The organism is Rossellomorea aquimaris (assembly GCF_000935355.1).
GTDB lineage: Bacteria > Bacillota > Bacilli > Bacillales > Bacillaceae_B > Rossellomorea > Rossellomorea aquimaris_B.
The window spans coordinates 519,132-542,814 of the sequence record NZ_JXZC01000001.1 but is presented as its reverse complement, the minus strand read 5'-3'; the positions used below and the strand labels follow the sequence as shown (position 1 = coordinate 542,814).

The 23,683-nt window shown below is 38.5% G+C and carries 26 protein-coding genes; 20 read left to right on the top strand and 6 right to left on the bottom strand.

Annotated features, from left to right (window positions below):
* The first annotated feature begins 123 nt into the window (after positions 1-123).
* The 4 genes from TV75_RS22170 (at position 124) to TV75_RS02840 (ending at position 2,898) form a co-directional block, all read left to right on the top strand.
* Entirely contained in the window at positions 124-618 is a 495-nt protein-coding gene (locus tag TV75_RS22170; protein WP_216593397.1) for a hypothetical protein, read from the top strand.
* Positions 619-1,217: 599 nt separating this feature from the next.
* On the top strand, positions 1,218-2,117 hold the full coding sequence (locus TV75_RS02850) for a diacylglycerol/lipid kinase family protein (protein WP_044337156.1): 900 nt from the start codon (positions 1,218-1,220) through the stop codon (positions 2,115-2,117).
* Positions 2,118-2,429, top strand: coding sequence for an iron-sulfur cluster biosynthesis family protein (locus TV75_RS02845; RefSeq protein ID WP_044337155.1), 312 nt, complete (start codon positions 2,118-2,120; stop codon positions 2,427-2,429). It begins immediately after the preceding gene.
* A gap of 94 nt (positions 2,430-2,523) precedes the next feature.
* Positions 2,524-2,898, top strand: a complete 375-nt coding sequence (locus TV75_RS02840) for a nucleotide excision repair endonuclease (protein ID WP_044337154.1) — start codon at positions 2,524-2,526, stop codon at positions 2,896-2,898.
* Positions 2,899-2,969: 71 nt separating this feature from the next.
* On the opposite strand, the gene TV75_RS02835 is transcribed toward TV75_RS02840, so the two are convergent.
* The gene (locus TV75_RS02835) at positions 2,970-3,404 is read right to left on the bottom strand and encodes a hypothetical protein (protein ID WP_044337153.1); all 435 of its coding nucleotides are present in this window, start codon (positions 3,402-3,404) and stop codon (positions 2,970-2,972) included.
* Between the two features lie 420 nt (positions 3,405-3,824).
* Here TV75_RS02835 and TV75_RS02830 point away from each other — a divergent pair, with 420 nt between their 5' ends.
* Positions 3,825-4,292: a hypothetical protein gene (locus TV75_RS02830; protein ID WP_156142306.1), complete on the top strand. Its 468-nt coding sequence runs from the start codon at positions 3,825-3,827 to the stop codon at positions 4,290-4,292.
* A gap of 140 nt (positions 4,293-4,432) precedes the next feature.
* On the opposite strand, the gene TV75_RS02825 is transcribed toward TV75_RS02830, so the two are convergent.
* Positions 4,433-4,786, bottom strand: a complete 354-nt coding sequence (locus tag TV75_RS02825; RefSeq protein ID WP_044337151.1) for a hypothetical protein — start codon at positions 4,784-4,786, stop codon at positions 4,433-4,435.
* Between the two features lie 213 nt (positions 4,787-4,999).
* Between TV75_RS02825 and TV75_RS02820 the strand changes: the two genes are divergently transcribed.
* The 3 genes from TV75_RS02820 (at position 5,000) to TV75_RS02810 (ending at position 8,780) form a co-directional block, all read left to right on the top strand.
* Positions 5,000-5,734 (top strand): YheC/YheD family protein, encoded by a 735-nt coding sequence (locus tag TV75_RS02820; protein WP_044337150.1) that lies wholly within the window; start codon positions 5,000-5,002, stop codon positions 5,732-5,734.
* 191 nt (positions 5,735-5,925) lie between these two features.
* The gene (locus tag TV75_RS02815) at positions 5,926-8,160 is read left to right on the top strand and encodes a YheC/YheD family endospore coat-associated protein (RefSeq protein ID WP_044337149.1); all 2,235 of its coding nucleotides are present in this window, start codon (positions 5,926-5,928) and stop codon (positions 8,158-8,160) included.
* Between the two features lie 203 nt (positions 8,161-8,363).
* Positions 8,364-8,780 (top strand): hypothetical protein, encoded by a 417-nt coding sequence (locus tag TV75_RS02810; RefSeq protein ID WP_044337148.1) that lies wholly within the window; start codon positions 8,364-8,366, stop codon positions 8,778-8,780.
* A 179-nt stretch (positions 8,781-8,959) separates the two neighbouring features.
* On the opposite strand, the gene TV75_RS02805 is transcribed toward TV75_RS02810, so the two are convergent.
* On the bottom strand, positions 8,960-10,066 hold the full coding sequence (locus TV75_RS02805; protein WP_044337147.1) for a polysaccharide pyruvyl transferase family protein: 1,107 nt from the start codon (positions 10,064-10,066) through the stop codon (positions 8,960-8,962).
* A 275-nt stretch (positions 10,067-10,341) separates the two neighbouring features.
* On the opposite strand from TV75_RS02805, the gene TV75_RS02800 reads away from it, so the two are divergent.
* The 7 genes from TV75_RS02800 (at position 10,342) to TV75_RS02770 (ending at position 16,927) form a co-directional block, all read left to right on the top strand.
* On the top strand, positions 10,342-11,097 hold the full coding sequence (locus tag TV75_RS02800; protein WP_052504404.1) for a glycosyltransferase: 756 nt from the start codon (positions 10,342-10,344) through the stop codon (positions 11,095-11,097).
* A 1-nt stretch (position 11,098) separates the two neighbouring features.
* Entirely contained in the window at positions 11,099-11,968 is an 870-nt protein-coding gene (rfbA, locus tag TV75_RS02795) for a glucose-1-phosphate thymidylyltransferase RfbA (protein ID WP_044337146.1), read from the top strand.
* 80 nt (positions 11,969-12,048) lie between these two features.
* Positions 12,049-12,768 carry a glycosyltransferase gene (locus TV75_RS02790; protein WP_044337145.1) on the top strand — a complete coding sequence of 240 codons (720 nt, stop codon included), beginning with the start codon at positions 12,049-12,051 and terminating at the stop codon, positions 12,766-12,768.
* Positions 12,769-12,953: 185 nt separating this feature from the next.
* Positions 12,954-14,036: a YheC/YheD family endospore coat-associated protein gene (locus tag TV75_RS02785; protein WP_052504403.1), complete on the top strand. Its 1,083-nt coding sequence runs from the start codon at positions 12,954-12,956 to the stop codon at positions 14,034-14,036.
* A gap of 115 nt (positions 14,037-14,151) precedes the next feature.
* Entirely contained in the window at positions 14,152-15,369 is a 1,218-nt protein-coding gene (locus TV75_RS02780) for an ATP-grasp domain-containing protein (RefSeq protein WP_044337144.1), read from the top strand.
* An 11-nt stretch (positions 15,370-15,380) separates the two neighbouring features.
* The gene (locus TV75_RS02775) at positions 15,381-16,397 is read left to right on the top strand and encodes a YheC/YheD family protein (protein WP_044337143.1); all 1,017 of its coding nucleotides are present in this window, start codon (positions 15,381-15,383) and stop codon (positions 16,395-16,397) included.
* An 80-nt stretch (positions 16,398-16,477) separates the two neighbouring features.
* Positions 16,478-16,927, top strand: a complete 450-nt coding sequence (locus TV75_RS02770) for a CotY/CotZ family spore coat protein (protein ID WP_052504402.1) — start codon at positions 16,478-16,480, stop codon at positions 16,925-16,927.
* 265 nt (positions 16,928-17,192) lie between these two features.
* Here the strand turns inward: TV75_RS02770 and TV75_RS02765 are convergent, their stop codons facing one another.
* On the bottom strand, positions 17,193-17,750 hold the full coding sequence (locus TV75_RS02765; protein ID WP_044337142.1) for an MEDS domain-containing protein: 558 nt from the start codon (positions 17,748-17,750) through the stop codon (positions 17,193-17,195).
* 166 nt (positions 17,751-17,916) lie between these two features.
* On the opposite strand from TV75_RS02765, the gene TV75_RS02760 reads away from it, so the two are divergent.
* Positions 17,917-18,438 (top strand): GNAT family N-acetyltransferase, encoded by a 522-nt coding sequence (locus TV75_RS02760; protein WP_044337141.1) that lies wholly within the window; start codon positions 17,917-17,919, stop codon positions 18,436-18,438.
* 237 nt (positions 18,439-18,675) lie between these two features.
* On the opposite strand, the gene TV75_RS02755 is transcribed toward TV75_RS02760, so the two are convergent.
* A complete protein-coding gene (locus TV75_RS02755; RefSeq protein WP_044337140.1) occupies positions 18,676-19,554 on the bottom strand; it encodes a LysR family transcriptional regulator in 879 nt (292 codons plus the stop codon).
* A gap of 110 nt (positions 19,555-19,664) precedes the next feature.
* Here TV75_RS02755 and TV75_RS02750 point away from each other — a divergent pair, with 110 nt between their 5' ends.
* Positions 19,665-20,750 (top strand): citrate synthase/methylcitrate synthase, encoded by a 1,086-nt coding sequence (locus tag TV75_RS02750; protein WP_044337139.1) that lies wholly within the window; start codon positions 19,665-19,667, stop codon positions 20,748-20,750.
* Between the two features lie 102 nt (positions 20,751-20,852).
* Complete coding sequence (locus TV75_RS02745; protein ID WP_044337138.1) at positions 20,853-21,236, top strand: VOC family protein; 384 nt, start codon at positions 20,853-20,855, stop codon at positions 21,234-21,236.
* Positions 21,237-21,443: 207 nt separating this feature from the next.
* On the opposite strand, the gene TV75_RS02740 is transcribed toward TV75_RS02745, so the two are convergent.
* Positions 21,444-21,950 (bottom strand): GNAT family N-acetyltransferase, encoded by a 507-nt coding sequence (locus tag TV75_RS02740; protein ID WP_044337137.1) that lies wholly within the window; start codon positions 21,948-21,950, stop codon positions 21,444-21,446.
* Between the two features lie 312 nt (positions 21,951-22,262).
* Here TV75_RS02740 and TV75_RS02735 point away from each other — a divergent pair, with 312 nt between their 5' ends.
* Together TV75_RS02735 and TV75_RS02730 are read left to right on the top strand one after the other, a co-directional pair.
* A complete protein-coding gene (locus TV75_RS02735; protein WP_052504401.1) occupies positions 22,263-22,910 on the top strand; it encodes a pentapeptide repeat-containing protein in 648 nt (215 codons plus the stop codon).
* Positions 22,911-23,156: 246 nt separating this feature from the next.
* Entirely contained in the window at positions 23,157-23,612 is a 456-nt protein-coding gene (locus tag TV75_RS02730) for a GNAT family N-acetyltransferase (RefSeq protein ID WP_044337135.1), read from the top strand.
* The last annotated feature ends 71 nt before the right edge of the window (positions 23,613-23,683 follow it).

Here is a 23,683-nt window from a genome sequence, read left to right as displayed (position 1 = left end):
GGGATAAAGACTGTAAGAAAAAAAGCGATAAACGGGGAAAGAAAGCAGCTCAAGGAGATTTAGAGACTCAAGCAGTACCGATTATACAAGGTGATAAGGGTCCTCAAGGAGAACAAGGTCCTCGTGGAGAGCAGGGACTTCAGGGTGTACAAGGTCTTCAAGGAGAACCGGGACCTCAAGGAGAACAAGGGCTGCGTGGAGAGCAGGGTCCTCAAGGGGAACAAGGTCTTCGTGGAGAACAAGGGCTTCAAGGAGAGCTGGGACCTCAAGGAGAACAAGGTCTTCGTGGAGAGCAAGGTCCTCAAGGAGAACCAGGACCTCAGGGTGTACAAGGTCTTCAAGGAGAGCAGGGACCTCAAGGGGAACAAGGTCTTCGTGGAGAACAAGGTCCTCAAGGAGAACAAGGTCTTCGTGGAGAACAAGGTCCTCAAGGAGAACAAGGACTTCGTGGAGAGCCGGGACCTCAAGGAGAACAAGGACTTCGTGGAGAGCAAGGTCCTCAAGGAGAACAAGGACTTCGTGGAGAGCAGGGACCACAGGGTGTACAAGGTCTTCAAGGAGAATGCACTTGCAGTCGAAAGTACTGTACTGTATATAGAACTGGTGGAGATCTCGTAATACCTGACCAACCTGTTTTTTTTAATCATACTGGGATTAGTTCTGCAGGCGACTTTATTCACACCGGCACTTCTATAATAGTAGTAAACGAGGGAGACTATATAATAAACTATAATGTCGTGTTTACTGGTGGAAAGATTGGATTTAGTAGAGGAGGGGCATACGCATTATTCTTAAACGGCTCAATGGTAACCTCCAGCAGGTATGGTAACCAGATGGGGATTTTCACAAGTGCTCCTGTTACCCTGGATTCGATTTTTCAAGTCAAGGGAGAAACAATTGTTTCTATACCAGCAGGTGGAATAGTAGAACTTAGAAACATTGGCCATACAGCGGATAATCTCATTAGTAATGTCGATAATACTCCTATTAATAGTGCAGGATTGACTATTTTAAAACTTAATTAATATGAGGTTTTAAGATTAAGAGACATCTAAGACGCTAACTGGAAATCATATTCGGTTAGCGTCTCTTTTTCATGACGTTAATTCTCCATTTCTTTTTGGTGAGTAATTTCAATGATTTTATTCAGACATAAGGTTCCACTCCTATAAATCAGGGTAAAGATACAGTATACATATTAAAAGGAGGAAATCGGTGTGAAACAAGCCATGCTAATCGTCAACCCCTCTTCAGGGAAGGAAAAAGGTCAGGAATATAGTGATCATGCTCTTGAGACCATAAACGAAATGGGATATAAAACAGAAGTGCGCATGACGGAAGGCGAAGGGGATGCCATGGATTTCGCCAGGGAAGCATGTGAACGAAAGTTTGATTTTGTCGCAGCCATGGGTGGTGATGGAACAATCAATGAAGCCATCAACGGAATAGCTGAACAGGATCACCGTCCCCTATTTGGTCTGATCCCGCTTGGGACTGTAAACGATTTCGCACGAGCTTTAAAGATTCCTATGGACCCTGAAGATGCCATCGACATATTCAAGCAAAAACATGTACAGAAGACCGATGTCGGAAAAATCAATGACCGATACTTCATTAATATTGTCGCAGTCGGCGCGTTGGCAGAAGCATCGTTCTCCACACCAGTCGAACAGAAGTCGAAGCTCGGTCCACTTGCATATATAATAGAAGGAATGAAGAAAATGAAGGAGAAGCAGCCGTTCGAGCTCAAGGTCCATTCCGACCATGACTGGGAAGGGGATGCGCTGCTCATGCTTGTTGCCCTGACAAACTCTGTCGGGGGCATGGAAACCATTGCACCCGAGGCTAAAGTGAATGACGGTAAGCTCCATGTCTTTATCATCAAAGACATTGCACTGCCTCATTTTCTGTTGCTACTGCCAAAGATCCTTTCAGGAGAACTTTCAGAAAGCGAACACGTCCATTATATGAAAGTCACGAAGCTTACAGCGTCATCCACCTATGAGATGATTGCCAATATCGATGGGGACGAGGGAGATAAGTTGCCAATCACAATAGAAAACCTAAAGCAGCATCTAGACATACTTGTTCCATTTACAGATCAGGAGGAATGTTAAATGAACTTAGAATTAACACAGACTGCCATAGAAAAACTAAAGGAAATTCCGGATGACAAAATCATTCAGCTATCACTTGACCGGGGAAGCTGCGATATAGTTAATAATGTTTACGAAATTAAGGTGATAGATAATAGAGAAACTGATTCATCTGAAAAAATCATCCAAACTGATCATTTAGAATTCATCGTTGACGATGACTTCGAAGATGCTTATGAACACGAACTGACGATTGATTTTAAAGATAACTTCTTCGTGTTTAAAAATAAGAATCAGACGTTTAATAATAGGATCGGCCTCCGCTACGCATAAAGAAGGGGGAGAAGAATAATGGTACGTTGTATAGTATTTCTATCCTTTATGTGTTACCATTACTTCTTACAGCAAACAAAGGACGTGACCATTCATGATAAACATTCAGATCCCACAAGCGGATATTTCCATAACGGAACGTAGACAACCAAGAAATTCAGAAGAACCAAAGATCAAGAGCATCCAGGGCTTCATCGATCTTCACGAAATCCCAAGAGATAAAGGCGGCATCATCTTATTTTATAACATCAACGATGACCTTCTCTTCGTGGGTAAAGCACGAAAACTGAGACAGAGAGTCAAGAAGCATCTTGAAGATACTGTATCACCACTACGTAACCACAGAGATGAAATCTACCGTATCGATGTGTCCATCGTGGAAGACGCTATGGATCGTGACATTTACGAAACGTACATCATCAATAAGCTACAAGCAAAATATAATGTAGATAAAGTATTCTACAAATAAACTACAGAAGGTGCCGGGGTCCGATTATGGACACTGGCACCTTTATTGTCTATCTCTATTAAACTTCAATTCTAAACTGCATACTCCGGATTCCACCTCTCCAACAACTCTTCCAGGACACCAAAATAGGTCGTATCTGTCAGATCCGTCACCCCATAAGAAACCACACAGTCATTATCAGACCAAGTGATGTTCATTGCCACTATGACAGAAGTTCGCTTCACTCCAGCAATCTCAATATCCACCTGCTGATTCAGCTCAAATGACGTTTTAAAGCTAAGGTCTTCTCGTTGAATTGAGGGTGGGGAGGGTGCATCCTCAATATTTACATACTTCTTATGCCGGTCGACAATGTCATAGGTAATGAATGATTTTCCTGGCCTGATCCAATAGATAATTTGAGTCACTTGTCCTGCTTTTAACGATGTTCCTTTAAAAGTTTCGTGAAATAGATCTTCATATTCAATGACTTCATTCAATTTAATGGGATTGATGGTTCCGTTCACTGATGTACCTCCTCAGTATTGGTCTATAAAAGGTTATAGCTATACTTATTGAAGGAGCATATTTGATAGAACATATTGTTGTGGAACTGAAGACTGAAGAAGTAAGTCATTTCATTATCAATCAAGAACTTGTTATTTGGTTGTTAATTTATATGTCACAAAATAATCATTTCACATTGTGCGAATTGAATCAGTAGACAACTTCTTCAAGCATATACTTCAATAGTAAAGAATCCATTACCCTGATTAATCTGAGGGGGAGTGTGATGATCTTATCCATCGTGAACTATAGCCTTGAAGGAGGAGCGTATGTCTAAACAAGAATCGATAATCGTATTGAACCGGCTCATAAAGTTTATTGAAAGCCTCCCTTCTAATCATTACGATACGTTTATCAACGGAGGAGGGAAAATTCAGTTCGTGGAAACAAAGCCTAAAAGCCAGCTGCAATTTGAAAAGCTCAGGGACAAAATCCAAAAAGAAGCGGAGAAGGAAGAAGATGTTGAGTCACATCTAAAGAAATATTCAAAAAAAGATCTCCTCTCATTTTGTGAATATATCAATATCACAACGGGGAATCGAGACACAAAAGAAATCCTCTACAAGAAAATTTCCTGTTTCTTTTCCATGAAGCATAGAAGAGTTCATGAGATAGATCCATTAGAAAGGGTAGCTTTCATACTCCGAGAGTTTGAGAACGTCCAAGAGGCGAGAGAGTATTTATGTGGAGAAGAGACGGTAAAGAAAAAAACGGATTTAATGAAACTTGCTAAGTATTTGGAGATCCAAGTTACGCAAAAGAAGACGAAGCAGGAGATAACTGATCGGATAGTTGAATCGGTTGTGGGTTCTAGAGGAAGGGGGAATTCGATTAAGGAGAGAGTTTGAAGGAGATAATACTACAGTATTAGTATAGATTACTTCTGAAAATCAATAAATTACTAATAAATAGAAAAAGAATAAGATTACTTCATTAGGATATTAATACAAAAAAAGTACCCCCAAGAATTATGGGGGTACTTTCCTATTTAATCTTCCTCACATAAAGGACTGCCTAGTGTGTTGAATCTTTCAAATAGATCTTTCAATTCTTCAACAGCCATTGCGTCCATTGGGTCAACGCCTTGTATCAAGGCAATAACCTCATCTTCCGTAAAGGGGTAGTTGACATCAGGTGATGAAGCATTCAACAGGGCACCCACAGACTGACGGCCTAATGCCACAATACCGCCTCCACCTGTGTTTAATACTTCTGCTAAAGTGAGTACGCCGAAGAAATCTACTCCAAAAACTTCATCATAGATATCGTCTGGTGAATATCCTACCCAAAGGTCTTCATGATTCTTCCAAAATCCGTCTGAACATCCTTGAAATAATCCCATAGTTTCATTCCTCCTTATTTTTGATTCTTTATATATATATTAAACATTCAAAATTGTGGACTAGTTGTATGACTTAAATTCAATCCCATTTTCTTACGTTCATTGAGAAACTAAGTTAATTTCGTATGCCTTGGGATAAGCGTACAAGAAGAATAGAGTAGGGAACATATACTACAAAGTAGAGGTGAACAGCAGGATAAAGGAGTAATCATTATGAAAGTTTCAACTGGAAAGTATACGAAATATACCATCATGAAGAAAGACCCAGCCCTGGCTCCATATTTACCCGTAACAGAGATGTTGACCTTTCAGTCGTTTTCGGATTTACTGGAGAAGTTTGGGGCTGTTATTGTCAAGCCCACCGCTGGATTACGCGGAATTGGGGTTATCCAGATCCGTTCCATCGAGGGTCACATTTTCGAAATTCATTCTAAATCAACAAAAACAGAGGTTGTGGGAAAAGTACAGGCATTCAACTATCTGAATGAGAATCATTTGAGCAGGAAGAAAAAATACATTGTACAACAAAGAATTCCATTGGCATTGATTAAGGAGTGTGTATTCGATACTCGTGTAATGGTTCAGCGAAAAAGGAATTCGTCCGAATGGAAGGTAACAGGGGTATTGGTGAAAGTGGCAGCAAAGGGATTTGTTGCGACGAATTATGCCAGGGGAGTGATGAACCTGGAAGAAGCAATTGAACAATCCACCCTTACTAACAAAGACACCAATAAGGTGTTGAGTGAACTAAAGGAAGTAGCCCTCGGTACTGCCATAGCCTTACAGGACCCTTACCCGACAAGACGAAGGATAGGTCTTGATATCGGGATCACTGACGATGGACAAATTTATATTATCGAAGCGAACCTCACTCCGACAATTTCAATGTTCAATCTTTTAAAGGATAAATCGATGCTCGAGGAAATCAGGAAATACAGAAGAGGATAGACCCTTTTTCACAATACGGGATCGCGCTATTATGATTGAATGCATCTCATATTAGCACGATTCATTTATTTCTGGAATGAACGCTAATTCCATCATTTATATTGATTCAAAGGCCTGTGCCTATACGTTTACTAAAAGAATGCATATATTTATGAAAAAGGTCTCGTAAATTTTGCTTTGGAGGTGAGGTAATGGATGAGCAACCGATTGGAATCTTGTTATCCACAAAACAATGGAATAATATAATTCGACACCATAAAGAAGAGTCTTACTGCCTTCACTATGTGCAAAAGGCAGAAGAATTAGGGGATAAAGTCGTATTCTTTACCCTTGATCACCTGTCATTGCGGAATGATCAAGTAAAAAGCTTTGAGTACAGAAATGGGCAACTAATAGAAAGAGGAACATTGAAGATCCCTCAAGTCATTTATAATCCAACAAAATATAACAAAAAGAAAAGTATTAATAAGCTAAGAGAACTTATTCAAAAGAATAAGATTAAAATGATCAATGAACATCATGTGATTAGACAAAAACGACTTCTGAAAATCATTGAATCAAATCCGTCTTTAAAAGGGATATCCAATAAAGAGGTGGGGAGCAACCCTCCCTTTTTCATAAAAATCGTTTGTCAAAAAAGGAAGGAACATAAATGGAGAACTCCCTTTCTTTATGTAAAGGATATGGATGGTGATCTTTATACTCTGGAAGAACTCCATTCCATTACAGGATCATTTTCTTTATCCTCTATTAAGGAGCAGGTTAATAATTTAAGCCACTCTATCTTAGACCTGATTCAGTATTATTATCCAGGCATTTATGAACTTGGACTTCAATACAGGATGAATATGAAAGGGCAGCTGAAAATTGATTCTACCGATACCATCCACTCCATCATTAAAGATCTGCAGATTTGGAACCCCGAAATATGTAAGGAGATTGTACAATATCCTTTGGAATTGGCCCACTCATACCAGCATCATTCAGAATTCATAAATCCCGATGCCATAATAGAAAAAGATAGTACCATAAAACAACTTTCAAAAGAAAAGGGTAAGGGCAATGAGGTCATTTGGGTGAAATTCATAGAAATGGATGGAGAATCCCCGGTGATCAAACTCCCCCAACACTTATATAATAAAGGTTTCGGAGGATTGACAGTTTTAAAGTTTGGCGTTAATGAAGAAACAATCAAATTCATCCCTTATGATGATTTCACTATGATTCGAGAGAATACCTATAATAATCCCATTGAGTTATTCATATCAAGTAATCTCATCAAGAAAATGCACATACCATTAGACATGGTGTACCAAATGTCAGCCAGGCAGAACGGTGTGCAGATCGGACCGCTTATAGGATTTTTATTGGGAAATAAAAATCAAACTTATCATTTAAATTATATGGAGAAGTTTAAGGACCGTCTTGGATTGTATGAGAGCTTTGGGGGAACCGTGATCGCGTTTTCTGCCCGTTCAATCAATTGGGAGGAGAATATTGCTTACGGCATGGTTTATGATCCCAGCGAAAAAGTGTGGAGGTATGGATCTACATCTATACCCTCAGTCATTTACAGGCGGAACTTTCATCAAGACAAACACACCATTGAAAAGTTAAAAATCCTCACTAACAACCAACTCTTTAATTCACACCATTTTACCAAGTCCGACTTAACTCAAATGCAGGATGAACCCCAATTAAAAAGGCATCTTCCATCTACGTATCTTCTTCAAGACCTTGAAGAAATGATTCGTTTTGTAAAGGAAAAAAATAAAATCATTTTGAAACCTGTCAGCTTATCACGAGGACGTGGAATATTTATTCTTGAATATAAATCCGAAGTATTCTATCTGCATGAATCCAGCAATAAGCTAAAGCTGTGTCACAGTATTTCAACACCTCAAGGTCTTTACGATAAGCTTGTTGAACTAAATGTTTTCAGTTACCCCTATTTGTATCAAACCTATATTGATTTATTGAAAATAGAAGGGCGCCCCTTTGATGTCCGGGTAGTCATGCAAAAAACCGAAGAGGATAAATGGATTTGCTCAGGGATAGAGTGTCGTGTTGCCGGAATAAATGAAGAATTGACCAATATAGCACGTGGTGGTAAAGCGCTGCATTTAAAAGAAGCCCTTGATGACTCCAATGCTCCTCTATCATATTCTTATGCTCACAAGGCAATCGTGGATTTATGTCAACGCTTTTGTGCACTTATGGACCAGAAGGACGAACATTATGCCGAATTCGGATTAGATATTGCGTTGGACTATAGAACCTACCCTTGGATATTGGAAGCAAATATCTTTCCGAGCTTTAAAGGTTTCAAGAAGATGGATTATGATACGTATCTTGCCATCCGTTATCAACCACTATTTTATGCGGTTCATCTTCAGGGATTTCAAGTGGTTCAACCAAGGACGTAATCATAAGAAACTTTTATTGAACCTTTAATATGCGGGTAAGTAATACAGGATGGGATGTGCATTTAGATCCTAGTTTTTGGTAACTTAAAAAGGCTTTTTCTTATTTGGGGAAAATTGTATCTTTCTTCCTAAGTAGTTTGTCCATTCATTATTAATTCCCAGACATATAATAATGTAATTCAATTGAAAGGAGGTTTTATGTGATGGGATTAAATTTTCTTTGCGATTGTCACGCTTCTGCAGAAGGGGAGGGTTGTTTCTCTATCTGTAATTTTCCATTCAATTTTTTAGTGGATTATTCGTTCAATCTCGATATTTGTCGTGAATTTTTACCTGACAACAGTACAGTAAATGCAACGTTTTCTGTATCAGGTTGCGAGGAAACATTCATTGCCACTTTCACTTCCACTGATATTGGAATGCCCCTGTGCACAGTGGACGAGGACGGTGATCAAACGATGACAGTCATGGTAGAAGGAATTTTGACGATTGGAGAAGAGACGTTTCCTGTTTCGTTTGAATTAATGGTAAGTGAAAAAGTCCAGCAAGTATTCATGCCCATTGAGTTACCATCCATTGGGGTTATTCCCGTTCTGAATGCAACTGTTGTATTCGGTTAATCGTGGTTATAGCATGTAGGAAAATAAAAAGAGAAGAAAGAAACATATACCATCATTTATCGATGGGTCTCAAACTTCTCAGTATATGAAAAGGAGAACTTGTGGAAAACAAGTTCTATTTTTTTATCCTATTAAACTACTAATAGGATACTAAAAAAAGAAGCCTAATAAAGCTTCTTTTAGTGAGTTATTTGAAAAAAATCGAACACCTTCTCTAAGTCCTTTTCTACCTGTAACTGGTATGCTGGTAAATTTTGTAGCAGTGAGCCTTCTTGGTTTTCAATAATGGAAACTTTAGAGAGGATCCTTTTGCTGAAATAAGCTTCATCCGTAGACACGACGAGGTGGTCCATTCCTATTGAATTGGCAAAATCAAAGGTCTTAAAACGGTATCCGAGAGCGACAAATGGAATACCAGCTGTAGCGGAAAGAACATTTGCATGTAATTTGAAGTTGATTGTAAATCTAGCGTCCTTAATCAGGTTTAGTATGCCATATTGGTCCAGTAAGTCTGTAATCAAGTGGACTTGCTGTCTATCCTCTATTTTATGATAAAGACTTTTGCAAGGTGCCAGATCACTGACCCAAATAGGATAAATATAAACATCATATCCTTTTACCACTAATTCTTTTATTACATCAACCATTTCCTGCTCCAGTTTTGCCTCATTTCTCCCGTAAAGTCTTTGATGGGCGGTTCCCCAATTAATGACTACCTTCTTTGAATCCTTGTTTTCTGGAGGTTCTTGAAGCATGTGAACCAGTAACCCAGGGTCGCCCGTCACTTTAACTTTATCCAGATTGTATCCCCGTGACTGAAAGAATTGATACGTATAATGTCCACGGATCCCAATGAATTGAGCATGTTGAAAGATGGCTTGAAGCTTTATCCTGAAGTAAGGGTCTTTAAAAATCTTGAATTCATTTTTCCAATTGATTTCTTCTTCGGTCTGTAATCCAAGTTTAATGAGTTCCCGTTTTTCCAGCCAATCGATTCCACTGCCCCAAATGAATATTCGAATATTCTTATGCCATTTTACGGCTCTGTATAGAATATTGACTAAATCAGGTACAAAAAGGGATCCACCGCCTAAAACGATACTGTCAAAGTAATGGAGATAGGGTTTATTCCGTTTAAGCCGTCTGAGGACCTTCCTTGTGGAGGGAATTAATTTGTATTTTGTGGTGTCTGCTTTTTCCCTGAACTTCTCTCTAAATAAATCATACATTAGTTCGTCTCCGATATTTTGGTGGCCAAGCCAGCCTAAATATAAAATTTTCGCCATTCAATCACCTTCCTTAATTAATAGTAGCTAAACACTAGCAAAATAATAAATCTTTATAGTATATGGATAAGCTTTGATTCGGTTTGTGCATTCATGGAGTTGAGTCCCTATTAAGAAGAAAGTTGCATTGAATCTACTCATTTTCATATAAAAGACCATTTATATTTGACAAGCTGTTGTAAACAACCACACAATTCGGTACAAGTTGAATAGTCTGTAAGTAGTGATGTCAGGATAAATCATTAACGATTTGAAAAAAAAAGGAGGAAATTCATGTGGAAGAAAAAATGGAGTTGAATGAAAATCATGGTATTTCCATTGTTGCTTGTACAAATAAACATTGGTTTATGGATAATATCTTTACAAATTATGACCGCCAGCTATTACAGGAAAAAGAACTCATCATCATACTAAACAGTGATTCATTGAAATTAGAAGAGTGGAAAGAAAGAGCATCCCATTATGAAAACGTCCAAGTGTATCAGCTTCCGGAAAAGACCTCATTGGGGAGCTGTCTGAACTACGGTACCCATAAGGCGAAATATAAATATGTGGCAAAATGGGACGATGATGATCATTATGGTAGTTACTTTTTAGCGGAAGCATTAAAAGCCTTCGAGGAAACAAATGCGGATATTGTTGGAAAGTGGTCAGGATATATATATTTCTCCAACACAAGAGAATTAAGACTCCGACACTTTGGCTTCGAATATAAATGGGTGAAAAAAGTATTGGGCGGAACTATAGTCGCAAAGAAGTCAGTTATTCACCATGTGCCTTTTCAAAATCGTTCATTGGGCGAGGACACGTCATTTCTAAAAAGTGCCAGGGCGAAAGGTTATCGGATCTACTCTACCAGTAGAAATAACTATTGCTATATCAGAAGAGATTCAAGCAATCATACGTGGCAGCCAAGAATCAGGTATTTATTTAGGACTTCTAAAAGGATCTGCTTTACACAAGATTATAAAGAGATAGTGGATATTGAGAGGAGATACAAGCATTTGCAGGACAAGAAAGGAGAGGGGTAGCATGAAAGGAATTATTATGGCTGGTGGAAAAGGTACTAGGTTGAGCCCGTTGACGAAGTCTATGTCAAAAGCGTTACTCCCCATATACGATAAACCGATGATTTACTATCCCCTTTCCACGCTGATGCTTGCTGGCGTGAGGGAGATTTTGGTCATTACGACATCTCAAGATCAGGACAGGTTTATGAAGATGCTTGGAGATGGATCCCACTTAGGATTACACATTCAGTACAAAGTCGAGAAGGAGCCAAAGGGAATCGGCAATGCTTTTCTTATCGGAGAAGAGTTCATCGGAAACGACCACGTCATGTTAATCCTTGGAGATAATATTTTCTATGGGGAACACCTTCCCAAACGATTACAAAATGCCCTTCAATCTAAAAAAGGGGCTACGCTGTTTTGCTTTCAGGTAGACGAGCCTCAAAGATACGGTATTGTAGAGCTTGATCAGAATTATAAAGCGATAACCATCGAAGAAAAGCCCGCTGTCCCTAAATCGAACTATGCACTGACAGGGTTATATGTCTATGATCAGCGAGCCGTTGAAATCGCAAAAAAAATACAGCCCTCGGTCAGAGGAGAATTAGAAATCACGGATATAAATAACGTGTATTTGACAATGGGGGAGGTCAATGTGGAAATTCTGCAGGAGAGCTTCGCGTGGTTTGATGCCGGTACTCATCCCTCAATATTGGAAGCAGCCCAATTCATTGAAACCATAGAAAGGAATCTTGGGGGAAAAATAGGCTGTATTGAAGAAATCGCCTTTCGGGAGGGATTTATCTCCAAGGAGCAGTTCATACAGCTGGCAAATGAAAACGGGAAGAGTGAGTATGGCAGATATCTTAATAATCTTGTCACTAGATTATAAAACTTCATCCCTCCTAACGTGAATCATAGAGTAGGACAGGAAATAAGATAAAAGGAAGAGTTCATTAAGGAGTGAGTAACGTGAGCGAAGAGCATGAAATAGTGATTTCTGAAGGGATCTCCATCATTGCAGCGACTAATCGAGACGATTGTATGGAAAACCTATTTGCCAATTATGAGAACCAGCAGTGGGGAAAAAAGGAGCTTATCATTCTATTAAACAAGGACTCTATGGATTTGGGGTATTGGTTGAAGAAAGCCTCAGAGTACCCTGAAGTATCCGTATTTCAGCTGCCTGAAGAGATGACCTTGGGAAAATGCTTGAATATCGGTGTGACAAAAGCAAAATACCCTTATATAGCGAAAATGGATGATGATGATTACTACGGTCCCCTTTATTTATCGGAAGCCATGGCTACTATGAAGAAGTTTAATGCAGCGGTCGTCGGAAAGAGAACATGCTTTATGTATATGATTGATCAAAAGGAGTTAAGACTGCGTTTTCCAGGCCGTGAGATGAAAAGGGTCCATGTTCCTCAGGGGGCTACTATCTTTACAACCAAAAGGCTTCTGAAACTCATCCCATTTGGAAATAAAAACGTAGGGGAATGCTTGCATTTTCTTAAAAGATGTAAAGTGGCTGGGTACAAAATATGCTCCTCCAGCCGATATCATTATGCCATCATGAGGAAGGAAACCCATTCCCATACATGGCGCCCATCAAGACGATATCTATATAGAACCTCACGTAAAATCGCCATGACACATGATTATAAGAAGTTTGTTGATAAACACAAGTAAAATACACCATGCATGAATTATTTGAATATAGTTGTGATAAAAAGCCTCGTTACATTTCTGCATTACACTCACCTTCTTCCTTCTTATTTTCATTAAACCTGTGGCTTCATTTGTTTTTGATAGACCCCGATTCTTATTTAACATGAAGGCAAGTGATAATAAAACCTGATGGGAGGGGAAGACCCTTGGAAAAATATATAGGTATTATGGTGGGGACAGTTGTATTCAATGGGATAAAAAAAGGAAAAACCTATTATGAGAATCTTTCTTTTTATGAGGAAGCAGGGGAACAGTATAATCTGATTCCTTGTTATTTTCGATTCAAGGACATTGAGCCAGGTGTAGATACAATCATGGCATATGTGTTAAGTGAGGAAGGAACATATATTCTAACTCCAATTCCAAAACCCCCAATTATCCATAATCGCACATTTACGGGAAAAGTTTCAGCAAAAAAGAAAATGAGGAAATTAAAAGAAGAGGGAATTGTCTTCTTTAATGAGAAAAATCGTTATAAGAAAATAAGGATCAATAACATCCTCAGGATGAATAAGAAGTTGGTTCCCCATATACCTGAAACGGTTAAAGCCGGTAAGGGAAATTTACAGATGATGATGGATAAATACGATGAACTCATCATCAAACCGAATAGCGGCTCATTGGGCCTTGGAATAGCGAAATTGTCGAGGCTTTCTGATCAAGAATGGGAATTCTCATATCGACGACAGAAAGAAATGGTAAAGGAGCGGTTTTCGACTACATGGCCATTCTTTCTGTTAAAGCTAATAGCAAATCCCCGTACGATCATCCAAAAGCGAATCCCCCTTGCCAAAAGTAAGGGAGGAGTGTTCGACCTGAGGGTATCGGTACAAAAAAATGATTCAGGTGAATGGCAGGTGTCAGGTGTTGTAGGAAAGGTAGCAAAAAAAGATTGGTACCTAACGAATGTAGCCCGTGGAGGATCATGTTACTCCTTACCTGAATTACTCCAGGATTTGCCTCATCTTAAGGAAGATCAAGTATTTGAAGATATTAAACGATTATCACTGAATGTCGCTTTGCAGCTGGAAAAAGAGCTTCCAAAGATGGCAGATTTGGGCCTCGATATCGGCTTGACCAATGAAGGGTTTCCAATGTTCATAGAATGCAACGGGAGAGATTTAAGAGTGACCTTCAGAAACGCCGACATGCAGGAAGAATGGAAGAAGACTCATTCCACTCCGATAGGGTATGCTTCTTTTCTTTACGAAAAACGAGGTTCATCATGATGGAACCGACTCATCAGGGTCGGTTTTTTTATGGGAAGATTCAATGCTGACAAACTATAGGAATACATTAAAATAAATGGACTCTTGATACTGAAATAGAAATGGGCGGGACAGCATGAAAACGATCGTTTTTATAGGAAGTCATAAGTCAGGTACCAGCAGAGAAGCCTTAAAAGAATCCAAAGAGATGGGATATGTGACGGTTTTAATAACGGATCGATCTAACCTCATAAGCCAAAGGGATGAGTTCCCTGAGGTGGATGAAATGTTATACATGGAAAATCTCTTGGATAAGGACGAACTTTTAAATAATTTACATTCGTTACAACAACTTGGCCATCACCTCTCTGCATGCTTAAGCTTGATTGATCCCTTTGTTTCATATGCAAGCAGGATTTCCAGTGAATTAGGGTTATTTCCTGCGTCTGTAGAAGCCCTATCCATTATGGAAGACAAAGCAAATGTCCGTAAACACCTTCACCATCTCCCCAGTTCTCTGTCTTTTTCTACGCTTGCCATGAACGAATCAATGTCCGATTTGAATCTAGGTCAGAGAGATGTATGGCCTCTCATAATAAAACCTTCTATATCAAATGGATCGAAACATATTATGTTGGCAAAGACGCCGAGTGAATTTTCGGAGGGGATAAACCTATTAAGGAGGAAGCATCCAGATATGAATCTATTGATAGAAGAGTTTATAGAGGGTCCTCAATATTTGATTGAAGTGCTGGTATACAAGCAGGAAGTAAATATCATTGCAGTAGTGGAACAAGAGCTTGGCTCAAGTTTCATCATCACAGGTTATGCCTTTCCGGCTAAATTAGATGCTCATGAGTTTCAAGGTCTTCATGATCGCATCATTGAAATCGTAGAGTGTATAGGGCTTGAAAATGGATCTTGTCACCTGGAAATGAGAAATGTAAATGGGGAATGGAAGCTTATTGAAATGAACCCCCGAATGTCCGGAGGTTTGATGAATCGGCTGATTGAGGAAGGGACGGGGATCAACCTGATCAGGGAAATCATCAGGATGAATCTTGGGCAGATTCCTGACACCTCAGCTGCATTCACTAAACCTGCCTATGCGAAGTATGTAACGGTGAACGCCTCGGGGAGACTTTTGAAGGTGACAGGAAGGAATCGTGCATCATCGCATGATGGTGTGAAATACGTATACGTGAAACCTAGAAAAGGGAGCGTACTGGTCCCCCCAAAATCAATGGGAAACCGATATGCTTGTATTATAGCTGCTGCTGATTCCATTAAAGCTGCCAAGGAAATTGCCATAAAGGCAGCCAAGGAATTGAGGTTTTTTCTAGAGCCATTATAGGGGGAGATTAAATGGTGCTCGTAGGAATGCTTCATTACCGCAAGCGTCCACATGATGTAAAAAAGGCCTATGCATACGCAGCAGTTGCAAAGATGGAAGGGATTTCGTTCTTTTATTTTTCTTATCAACAAGTGGATTTTGATGAGAAGGTGATACAGGGTTGGATTTATGAAAAGGGCCAATGGATCCAAAAGAAAATGGGATTTCCTGACGTCGTCATCAATAGCAGCAGTCCGAAAACTAAAAGGCAATCGTCAATCCTTAAACGTCTCAAGAATAAGACCATCCTGACCAGTCATTCTGTAGGGAATAAAATGACAGTATATCAAAAGGTGATGAAAGGAGAGGAGTTTCAGTCTAATCTGATACCTTCTTTTAAGCTGAACGGTGTACAGGAAGTCCATGACTTATTTCGTGATCATTCAATACTTGTCATCAAGCCTTTTTCAGGGAATCATGGGAGAGATGTCTTTTTTTTAGAAAAGGATTCAGATCATTTCCTGTTGATGGAGGGTATTCATACTCGAAAATTTCAACGTGAAGAATTCAATAACTGGATTCAGCAGTTAATTAAAGACAGGAACTTCTTAATTCAGCCATTTGTATCATGTCTAACACAAGCCGGATTAACGTACGACTTCAGAATTCATGTGCAGAAGAATGGGCAAGGTCAGTGGGTCACCAATCTGATTTATCCAAGAATCAGTGGAAACGGAAAAAAAATCAGCAATATCAGCAGTGGCGGGTATCGAGGTGAATGGATTCCATTTTTGAAGGAGGAGTTCGGGGATAAGGCAGAAAGATTAAAAAGAAGCCTTGAAACCTTTGCGTCAGCATTTCCTGCTCACTTTGAAACGCTTTATCCCTATTCATTCGATGAATTGGGGATTGACGTAGGAATTGATCAAAATTTAAGGCTGTGGATTTTTGAAGTGAATTGGAGACCTGGCTCCAGGCATCGTGAGTTTGAAGTGGCCAAAAGAATGCTGCCATATTGTCTGTACTTGAAAAATGGGTCCGGTAAGTAGTTCCATTTTGTGATCCTCGATGCACCAATCATGCCTTGTATCGATAAACTATGGGTAAAGGACAGATTGGAGTGAGGGACTTGGAAAAAGAAAGTGGGATGCCGAATGCTAAATGTATATGCACTGCCCTTAATGAATTGAAAAAGTTGCAGGATTATATAAATCATTCCGAGACTCCTTATTTCGGAAAATTACTTTCAAATTTAGTCGGGGTTGATACGATTCCTTTTACATTATTCAAGAAAGATGGACCGCTGATCATAACCGGATGTGAAAAAGAAAAGGCAGAGGATTGTTTTACAACAAGCTATTTCCGACTTGAAAAATTAGATGAGGATACGTGCTGTGCCACCGTTTCGCTCTTACGACCATTGGATATTTACGGTGAGGACGTAGAGTCCATGTGTGAGGTCATGAAACTAATTAAAACATCGACATGTGTTGAGATTGACCTTGACTGTATTTGTGCGATTCAATGTGTTGACTCGGCCTTATTAAAACGCATCATCATTGTTGAGCCGAAGTGGTAATAAGCGGAACATTGGTAAGATTACACTTTCATAATAATAGTGAAGAATATTTAGGAAGATGATGTTAAAATAAGGAGGGTTGATTACATATCAGGAATTATACATAGTAAGGTTTGATGTGAAGGTTATTCATAATACGTAAATAAAGAAGGTATTTTTATGCCAGCCGGTCAGTATTTACAAAAAAAGTATTTTAGCAGAGAAGCGTCTGGGTAAAACCAAAAAAAGAGACCCGCAAGAAAAACGAATCTTTTTTTATACGATTTTATTTTAAATAAACTTTGGAAAAGCCAATAGAATCATCAGTCATCACATACATATGCACCTGTTCGAGAGTGTTTATCAAAGTATCTGATAAAACGTTTTTTGAATAGGCACAGACAGAAAGTAAACCTTCTTGTAGGACGTAATCATCTGCAATGGATTCAAATTTCTTAAGTACTTCAGCATCTGGTTCAGTAGAGGTCCACTCGACATTAGCCCAGGTTCTGATGGAAGTGTTAAGGTTTTTGATAGTGGCAATATCTTTTTTGAAATGATTAAGAATATTTTGAGTATTAAAGTCACCATTTAAAAAATAGTAATCAAAGTTATCAACCAAATAAATGGAGGATCGCTGTTCAACACTAAATATCCTGTTTATCCTATTTTTGACCTTGTTGATGTTTCTCATGCTCTCGATGATCAGCATATGTTGATTATTCTCCAATCCAGAGCGAATAAATAACATCAGGTTGTTAATGTAGGCTTCTTCTGCCTGAAATTGATAAAAGACATGGCCTTTTTCTAACGTTACTAATTTAACTTCATTTAACGCTTCCATAACCTCACCTCTCATCCATTGGAAACCAGATTTTCAATGGCCGGAATCCCTAAGCCTTCAGAAATTTGATTAATTAAAGCATAACATACCAATTTAACAATCCATACAAATTAATCAATTGAATGTTTGAAAGAGGATAATAATTACCGAAAGGAACCTTCAACCTATGGATATTTATTTTACAAAGCTAATCCAACCCGATACATCAATAGTAGAATCATTAAACAAATGGGAAAACAACCCGGAATTAATTCCGTTAACACGCCCAAATAAAAATCAGGAAGAATTGGACCAACGGGGGAATTTGACATTACTGGATTTAAAACAACGTTTAGAACATCATCATATATACCTGATCCACCTTAATAACCGGCTGATAGGAGAAATGAATTACATGGTCGACCCTGAGCACCTTTTTAAAAAGGAAAAAGGAACTGCCTGGATCGGGATAACGATTGGTGAATCTGAAGGGCGTGGAAAAGGAATTGGTGAAGAGGCAATAAACTACTTAGAACTTATGGTTAGAAAGGAAGGACTTAAACGAATAGAATTGGGAGTATTTGAGTTCAATACTAATGCTCGAAAGCTTTATCAAAAACTTGGCTATCAGGAAATAGGCCGGATTGCAGACTTTACATATTGGAACAGTAAAAAGTGGTCTGATATTCGAATGGAAAAGTATTTATAAGAAGATTGAAATAATGTGAATCCAGTAAAAAAGAAGGCAAGGATAAAAAATCGGTGCAGATGAAACTTAGTAAGCCTAGTGACAGGTCACTAGGCTTACTTTATTTGATTATAGAAGTTGAATGAGAAAAAGCGTAAAGCAGTGCATGAATGCCGGATTATGCGATTTGTTATGTAATGGATATTTTCCGTGTAGTATTTTTTCTAGTAAACAACTGATTGCTGATCCCTGCTGTGTTTATACTCTGTAACGAGATAAAAAAGTCAAAAATTCCTTCTGTTTTTTATGAACATATTTTGTAATGGCGAACGTTTTAGCTTCTGGCAATGGAAAAGCATTCGTTTCAACTTCCAAAAGCCATCCTTCAAGCAGCTCCCTTCTAACGGTTGAAGAAGGGAGGTACGATACGCCAAGTCCCTCCGCAATAAATCGCTTGGTAATATGAGTTTGAGAAACTTTCATCATCCTGGTTTTCGGATAGAATAATTTAATCGTGCTGCATAAATCATCCCAGTAAGCAGGGTGATTATGTGTTAATAAGTAATTGGAGGCTAATAACTCCTCTTCGTCTAAAGGGAAAGCCGACTCAAAATCTCGTCCGTCATGGGGGGCTACCAGAATAACTTTATCAGTAAATAGTAATGTAGAATCAAGCTCAGGACTAAAACAAGGAATACATGAGAGACCAATATCGACTTTCTCCGTAAGAACAGCTTTTTCAATATCTACCGATTCAATAATTTCAACAGAAATCTCGACTTGAGGATGGCTTTCTATATACTGCTTTAAAACAAAAGGTAATACGTTGTCAGCAATCAATGGAGATATAGCGATTCTTAGTTTTGTCGTGTACCCCTGATTAAAAGTCTGAAGCTCAGTGATACCTTCTTCATAAGCGGAAATGATTCTGCGGGCATGGTTTAAATAGTACCTACCTGATTCTGTCAGTTTTATTTTCCTTCCTTCTCTTTCAAACAATAAAACTCCGAGTTCCTTTTCTAATTGTTTAATATGTACAGTAACGGATGGCTGCGATATGTATAACCTTTCAGCGGTCTTCCTGAAGTTATTGCATTCAGCTGCAGTAATAAATGTCTTTAACAGATTTAGTTCCATTTCCTTCACCCTTATTAATAGGAATAATCAAATCATTTAAATATATTTAATTTTCTTAATTATAAAACCATTATACAATAATTGTAATAAAGAAAAAGGAGACGATTGCAATGTTTACTAAAGGATTAAAGGGAATCGTGGCTGCACAAACGACAATCAGTCATATTGATGGCAAAGCAGGGTTGCTTATCTATAGGGGATATGAAGTTAGTGATCTAACCAACTTGTCATTTGAACAGGTCGCATTCTTATTATGGTATGGGCACTTACCAGCAAAGGAAGAAACGAATGAAATAAAAAAGAAATTGGTGATAAATAGATCCTTATCACGAACCATGAAAGAGATTATTAAGACGCTTCCCAAGGATATGGATATGATGAGTGTATTGAGAACAGCTATTTCTTCTGAAGGAATACCTGCTTACAATTGGACACCTACTATTGACCAAGCTATAAGAATAACAGCCGTCATTCCAACCATCATTGCATATCGACAATCTTTAGTGGAAGACAAACCATTGACTGAACCTAATGATAACCTTAACCACGTAGAAAATTATTTATTCATGTTAACTGGCAGCAAGCCCTCTAAAGCAGTCGTCGATGCATTGGAAACATATATGATCCTGACACTTGAACATGGTATGAATGCTTCTGCCTTCTCAGCAAGAGTCACATCTTCTACTGAATCTGACATGGTCTCTGCCATCACTGCAGCGATTGGGACAATGAAAGGACCCCTTCATGGAGGGGCACCATCAGGCGTTATCGAACTGCTTAATGAGATAGGTACAGCGGAAAATGCGGATAAAGTCATTAGAAAGAAAGTCCTTAATGGAGAAAAACTGATGGGGTTCGGACATCGTGTATATAAGACACATGATCCAAGAGCAATTGCTTTAAGAAAAAGACTAATAGAATCAAAGGGGGAAGATGGCTATCTGGACCTTGCATTGCATGTGGAGCATACAGCTATTGACGTGTTAAATGAATTGAAGCCGGGGAGGGAGCTCTACACGAATGTAGAGTTCTATGCAGCAGCCATAATGAAGTCAGTCGCTCTTAAATCTGAACTTTTTACACCAACCTTTACGGCAGGTCGTATCGTAGGGTGGACGGCTCATGTTCTGGAACAAGCTGAAAACAATACAATATACCGGCCTCAATCTGAATATATTGGTAGACTGTACACGTAAACCTTTACAACCTACATTACATGTAATGTAGGTTTAATCATTTGTAAACGTTTCCTTTATTTAGTGATATAATTGAAACATACTTTAAAAGGAGGGATTGTAATGATCAGCAAAGTCGGTCAAATTATGTTATACGTGAGTAACCAGGATGAAGCCGTGAATTTTTGGATTGAAAAAGTAGGTTTCACTGTCATAGCTGAAGAAGATAATGGTCAAGGGATGAGGTGGATTGAAATTGCTCCCACTAAAGATGCGGAAACAAGTATCGTTCTCCATAATAAGGAATTCATCGCTGAAATGGAGCCTGAATTAAATCTTGGCACCCCTTCCTTAATGATGTTCTCAAACAACCTGGATGAATTACATAATAGCTTATCAAATAAAAATATAACAGTCGGACAAATAGTAGAAATGCCCTCTGGAAGAGTGTTTAACTTTGCAGACCATGAAGGTAATTACTTTGCGGTTATGGAGAAAAGTAACTAAAGTTTGATGAAACTAAATAAATCTTGATGCATCTCCACGCTTATCCCAAAAGAGCTATGAATCTGTGATTCTCAGCTCTTTTTATTAATCAATATTATACAAGTAATCAACTGTCCTTCTGGCTCGATCATTATACACAAGTTCTTAACCCGTATATGGATCTCTTTGATTCACTAACTACCTCAAGACATTCTTTTATATTAATTTTTAGATGTCTAAACCATATTTTTTCAGTTCTTCTGTATCATTTGGAAGAGTCACATAACCTTCAAAGTGCATACCCAGTTTTTCTAACAATCTAGAAGATGAACCATTGTCCTTTGTCGTGATCGCTGCCAGTTTTTTTATACCTAGTTTCTTGGCAATTTCCAATGTACCCGTCGCGGCTTCAAAGGCATATCCCTTTGATTGATAGGATGAGAGAAATGCAAAACCGATATCCACATCTTCAAGACCTTCCCGTTTCATTAACCCGCACAAGCCAATCGGAGCCTGCTCTTCCTTGTGTTCCGTCAAGAAAAGCCCGAACCCTTCCCGCTCATACATTGCTCTTGGTCCATTCATTATATAATCCACAGCATCATCTAATGTACGAATACCCTTGTCACCTATGTACTGCAGCCATCCAGGTTCATTTAGTAATTTCATAATGAATTCAGCATCACTGAATTCTACCCACCGGAGGATGAGTCTTTTTGTTTCTATTACTTTCATATGGGGCACCTCTATTCTAATCTTTAATTTCTATTTTAACTTGATTGATGAAAAGAATCTAATTCCACTACAAAGGTGATATTTGAGAAAAAATCGAATTTCATGAGCAATGGCTGATAATGAACAAACAAAAGGTGAGTCGATTGTAAGAGAAATGTAAAAGCTGAAACTCAGTATAGCTATTAATAGAAGTACTGCACCTGCCTTTTATATATTTTGCGAGACACACCCACACCAAAAATCCAAGACTACCATTCAATTTTCTACATGCTATAGTTTCCTTATAACGAATGAGATAGTTGAGGTGTAATCATGATGAAAAATTTTAAAATAGAATCTCCTAAAATCCCAACTCGATTGGAATCCGCTAATTTTCAAGCTGTATATTATGAAGAAGATCCATTTCTATCTAATTGCAGGATAGAAAATGCAAGGCTTGATCAAGAAGATATCGATCAGCTGGTTTTATCTAAAATTGTCTTCAAAAATGTTTCTTTCATCGGTTCCTCTTTTCCGAGAGTAGATATGACAGATGTGGTTTTTGAGAACTGCGATTTATCAAATGCAAACTTCAGTGAGGGGATCATTCATCGGGTGACGTTCAAAGAATGCAAATTAATGGGTGTGAATTTTTCTAGTGCCAATCTGGTGAATGTCACTTTTGATGAATGCCTTGCGAATATGATTGATTTTGTCGAAGCGCGATTAAAACAGGTGCAATTCAGTCAAAGCTCCTTGCAGCATGCAAATTATGCAGACTGCAAGCTTCTTAAAGTGAAGTTTAATCTATGCGATTTGAATGAGATAGAATTTACTCAAACAGTTCTTAATGGAATTGATATTAGTACTTGTACATATACAAAAATCAATGTTTCACCTGAAAACTTGTTTGGTTGTGAGGTGTCACCTGTGCAGGCAATTGGGTTTGCAAGTTTGTTGGGGTTGAAGGTGAGAGAATGAAAAATCCACTCGCACCCTTAAAATTTTATTCTTATCAGAGGTGACATGATAATATTTAATAGAAAATATAACTTTTTTATTTAATATAATGGTATAATTCAATAATCTAAAAATTCCGGAAAAACTTTTTTGTTTTGAGGAAGGGTACATTATGGCCATTATACAAAGCCTGATTTAGATGGAAACAACATGGGTATGCCACATAATCAACAGGCTCGCCCCCAGCACATTGGAAGGGGAAAATGAATGAATACAAACAGTGTTAAAATAGTAGAGTTAGACGCAGAAAATTGGTACGATTGCTGTCAGTTAGAAATATCAGAAAATCAGCAGGCATTTATCGAGTCAAATGCCATATCGATTGCACAATCGAAATTCGAGCCTACCTTAAAACCATTTGCCATCTATTTTAATGATAAAGTGGTGGGGTTTTTAATGTACAACTCAGTTCCGGAAGAACTCGATGCTTACTGGGTATACCGAATCATGGTGGATAAAAATTATCAGGGGATGGGAATCGGTAGGGCTGCAACTGAACTGATGTTGGAAGAAATGACTAAAACCCTTAAAGCAACTAAGATTGTTGTGGGTTATCATCCTGATAATGAAGGGGCCCATCATTTATATGCCAGTCTGGGTTTTGTTGACCAAGGGGATAGATTTGGCAGGGAAATGGCTGTAGTGAAAAAAGTAAAAATCTAAATATATCATCAAGGAAAGGCCAAGTCTGGAACCTGGCCTTTCTTTTATACTCGTAAATGGTTCATTCACAT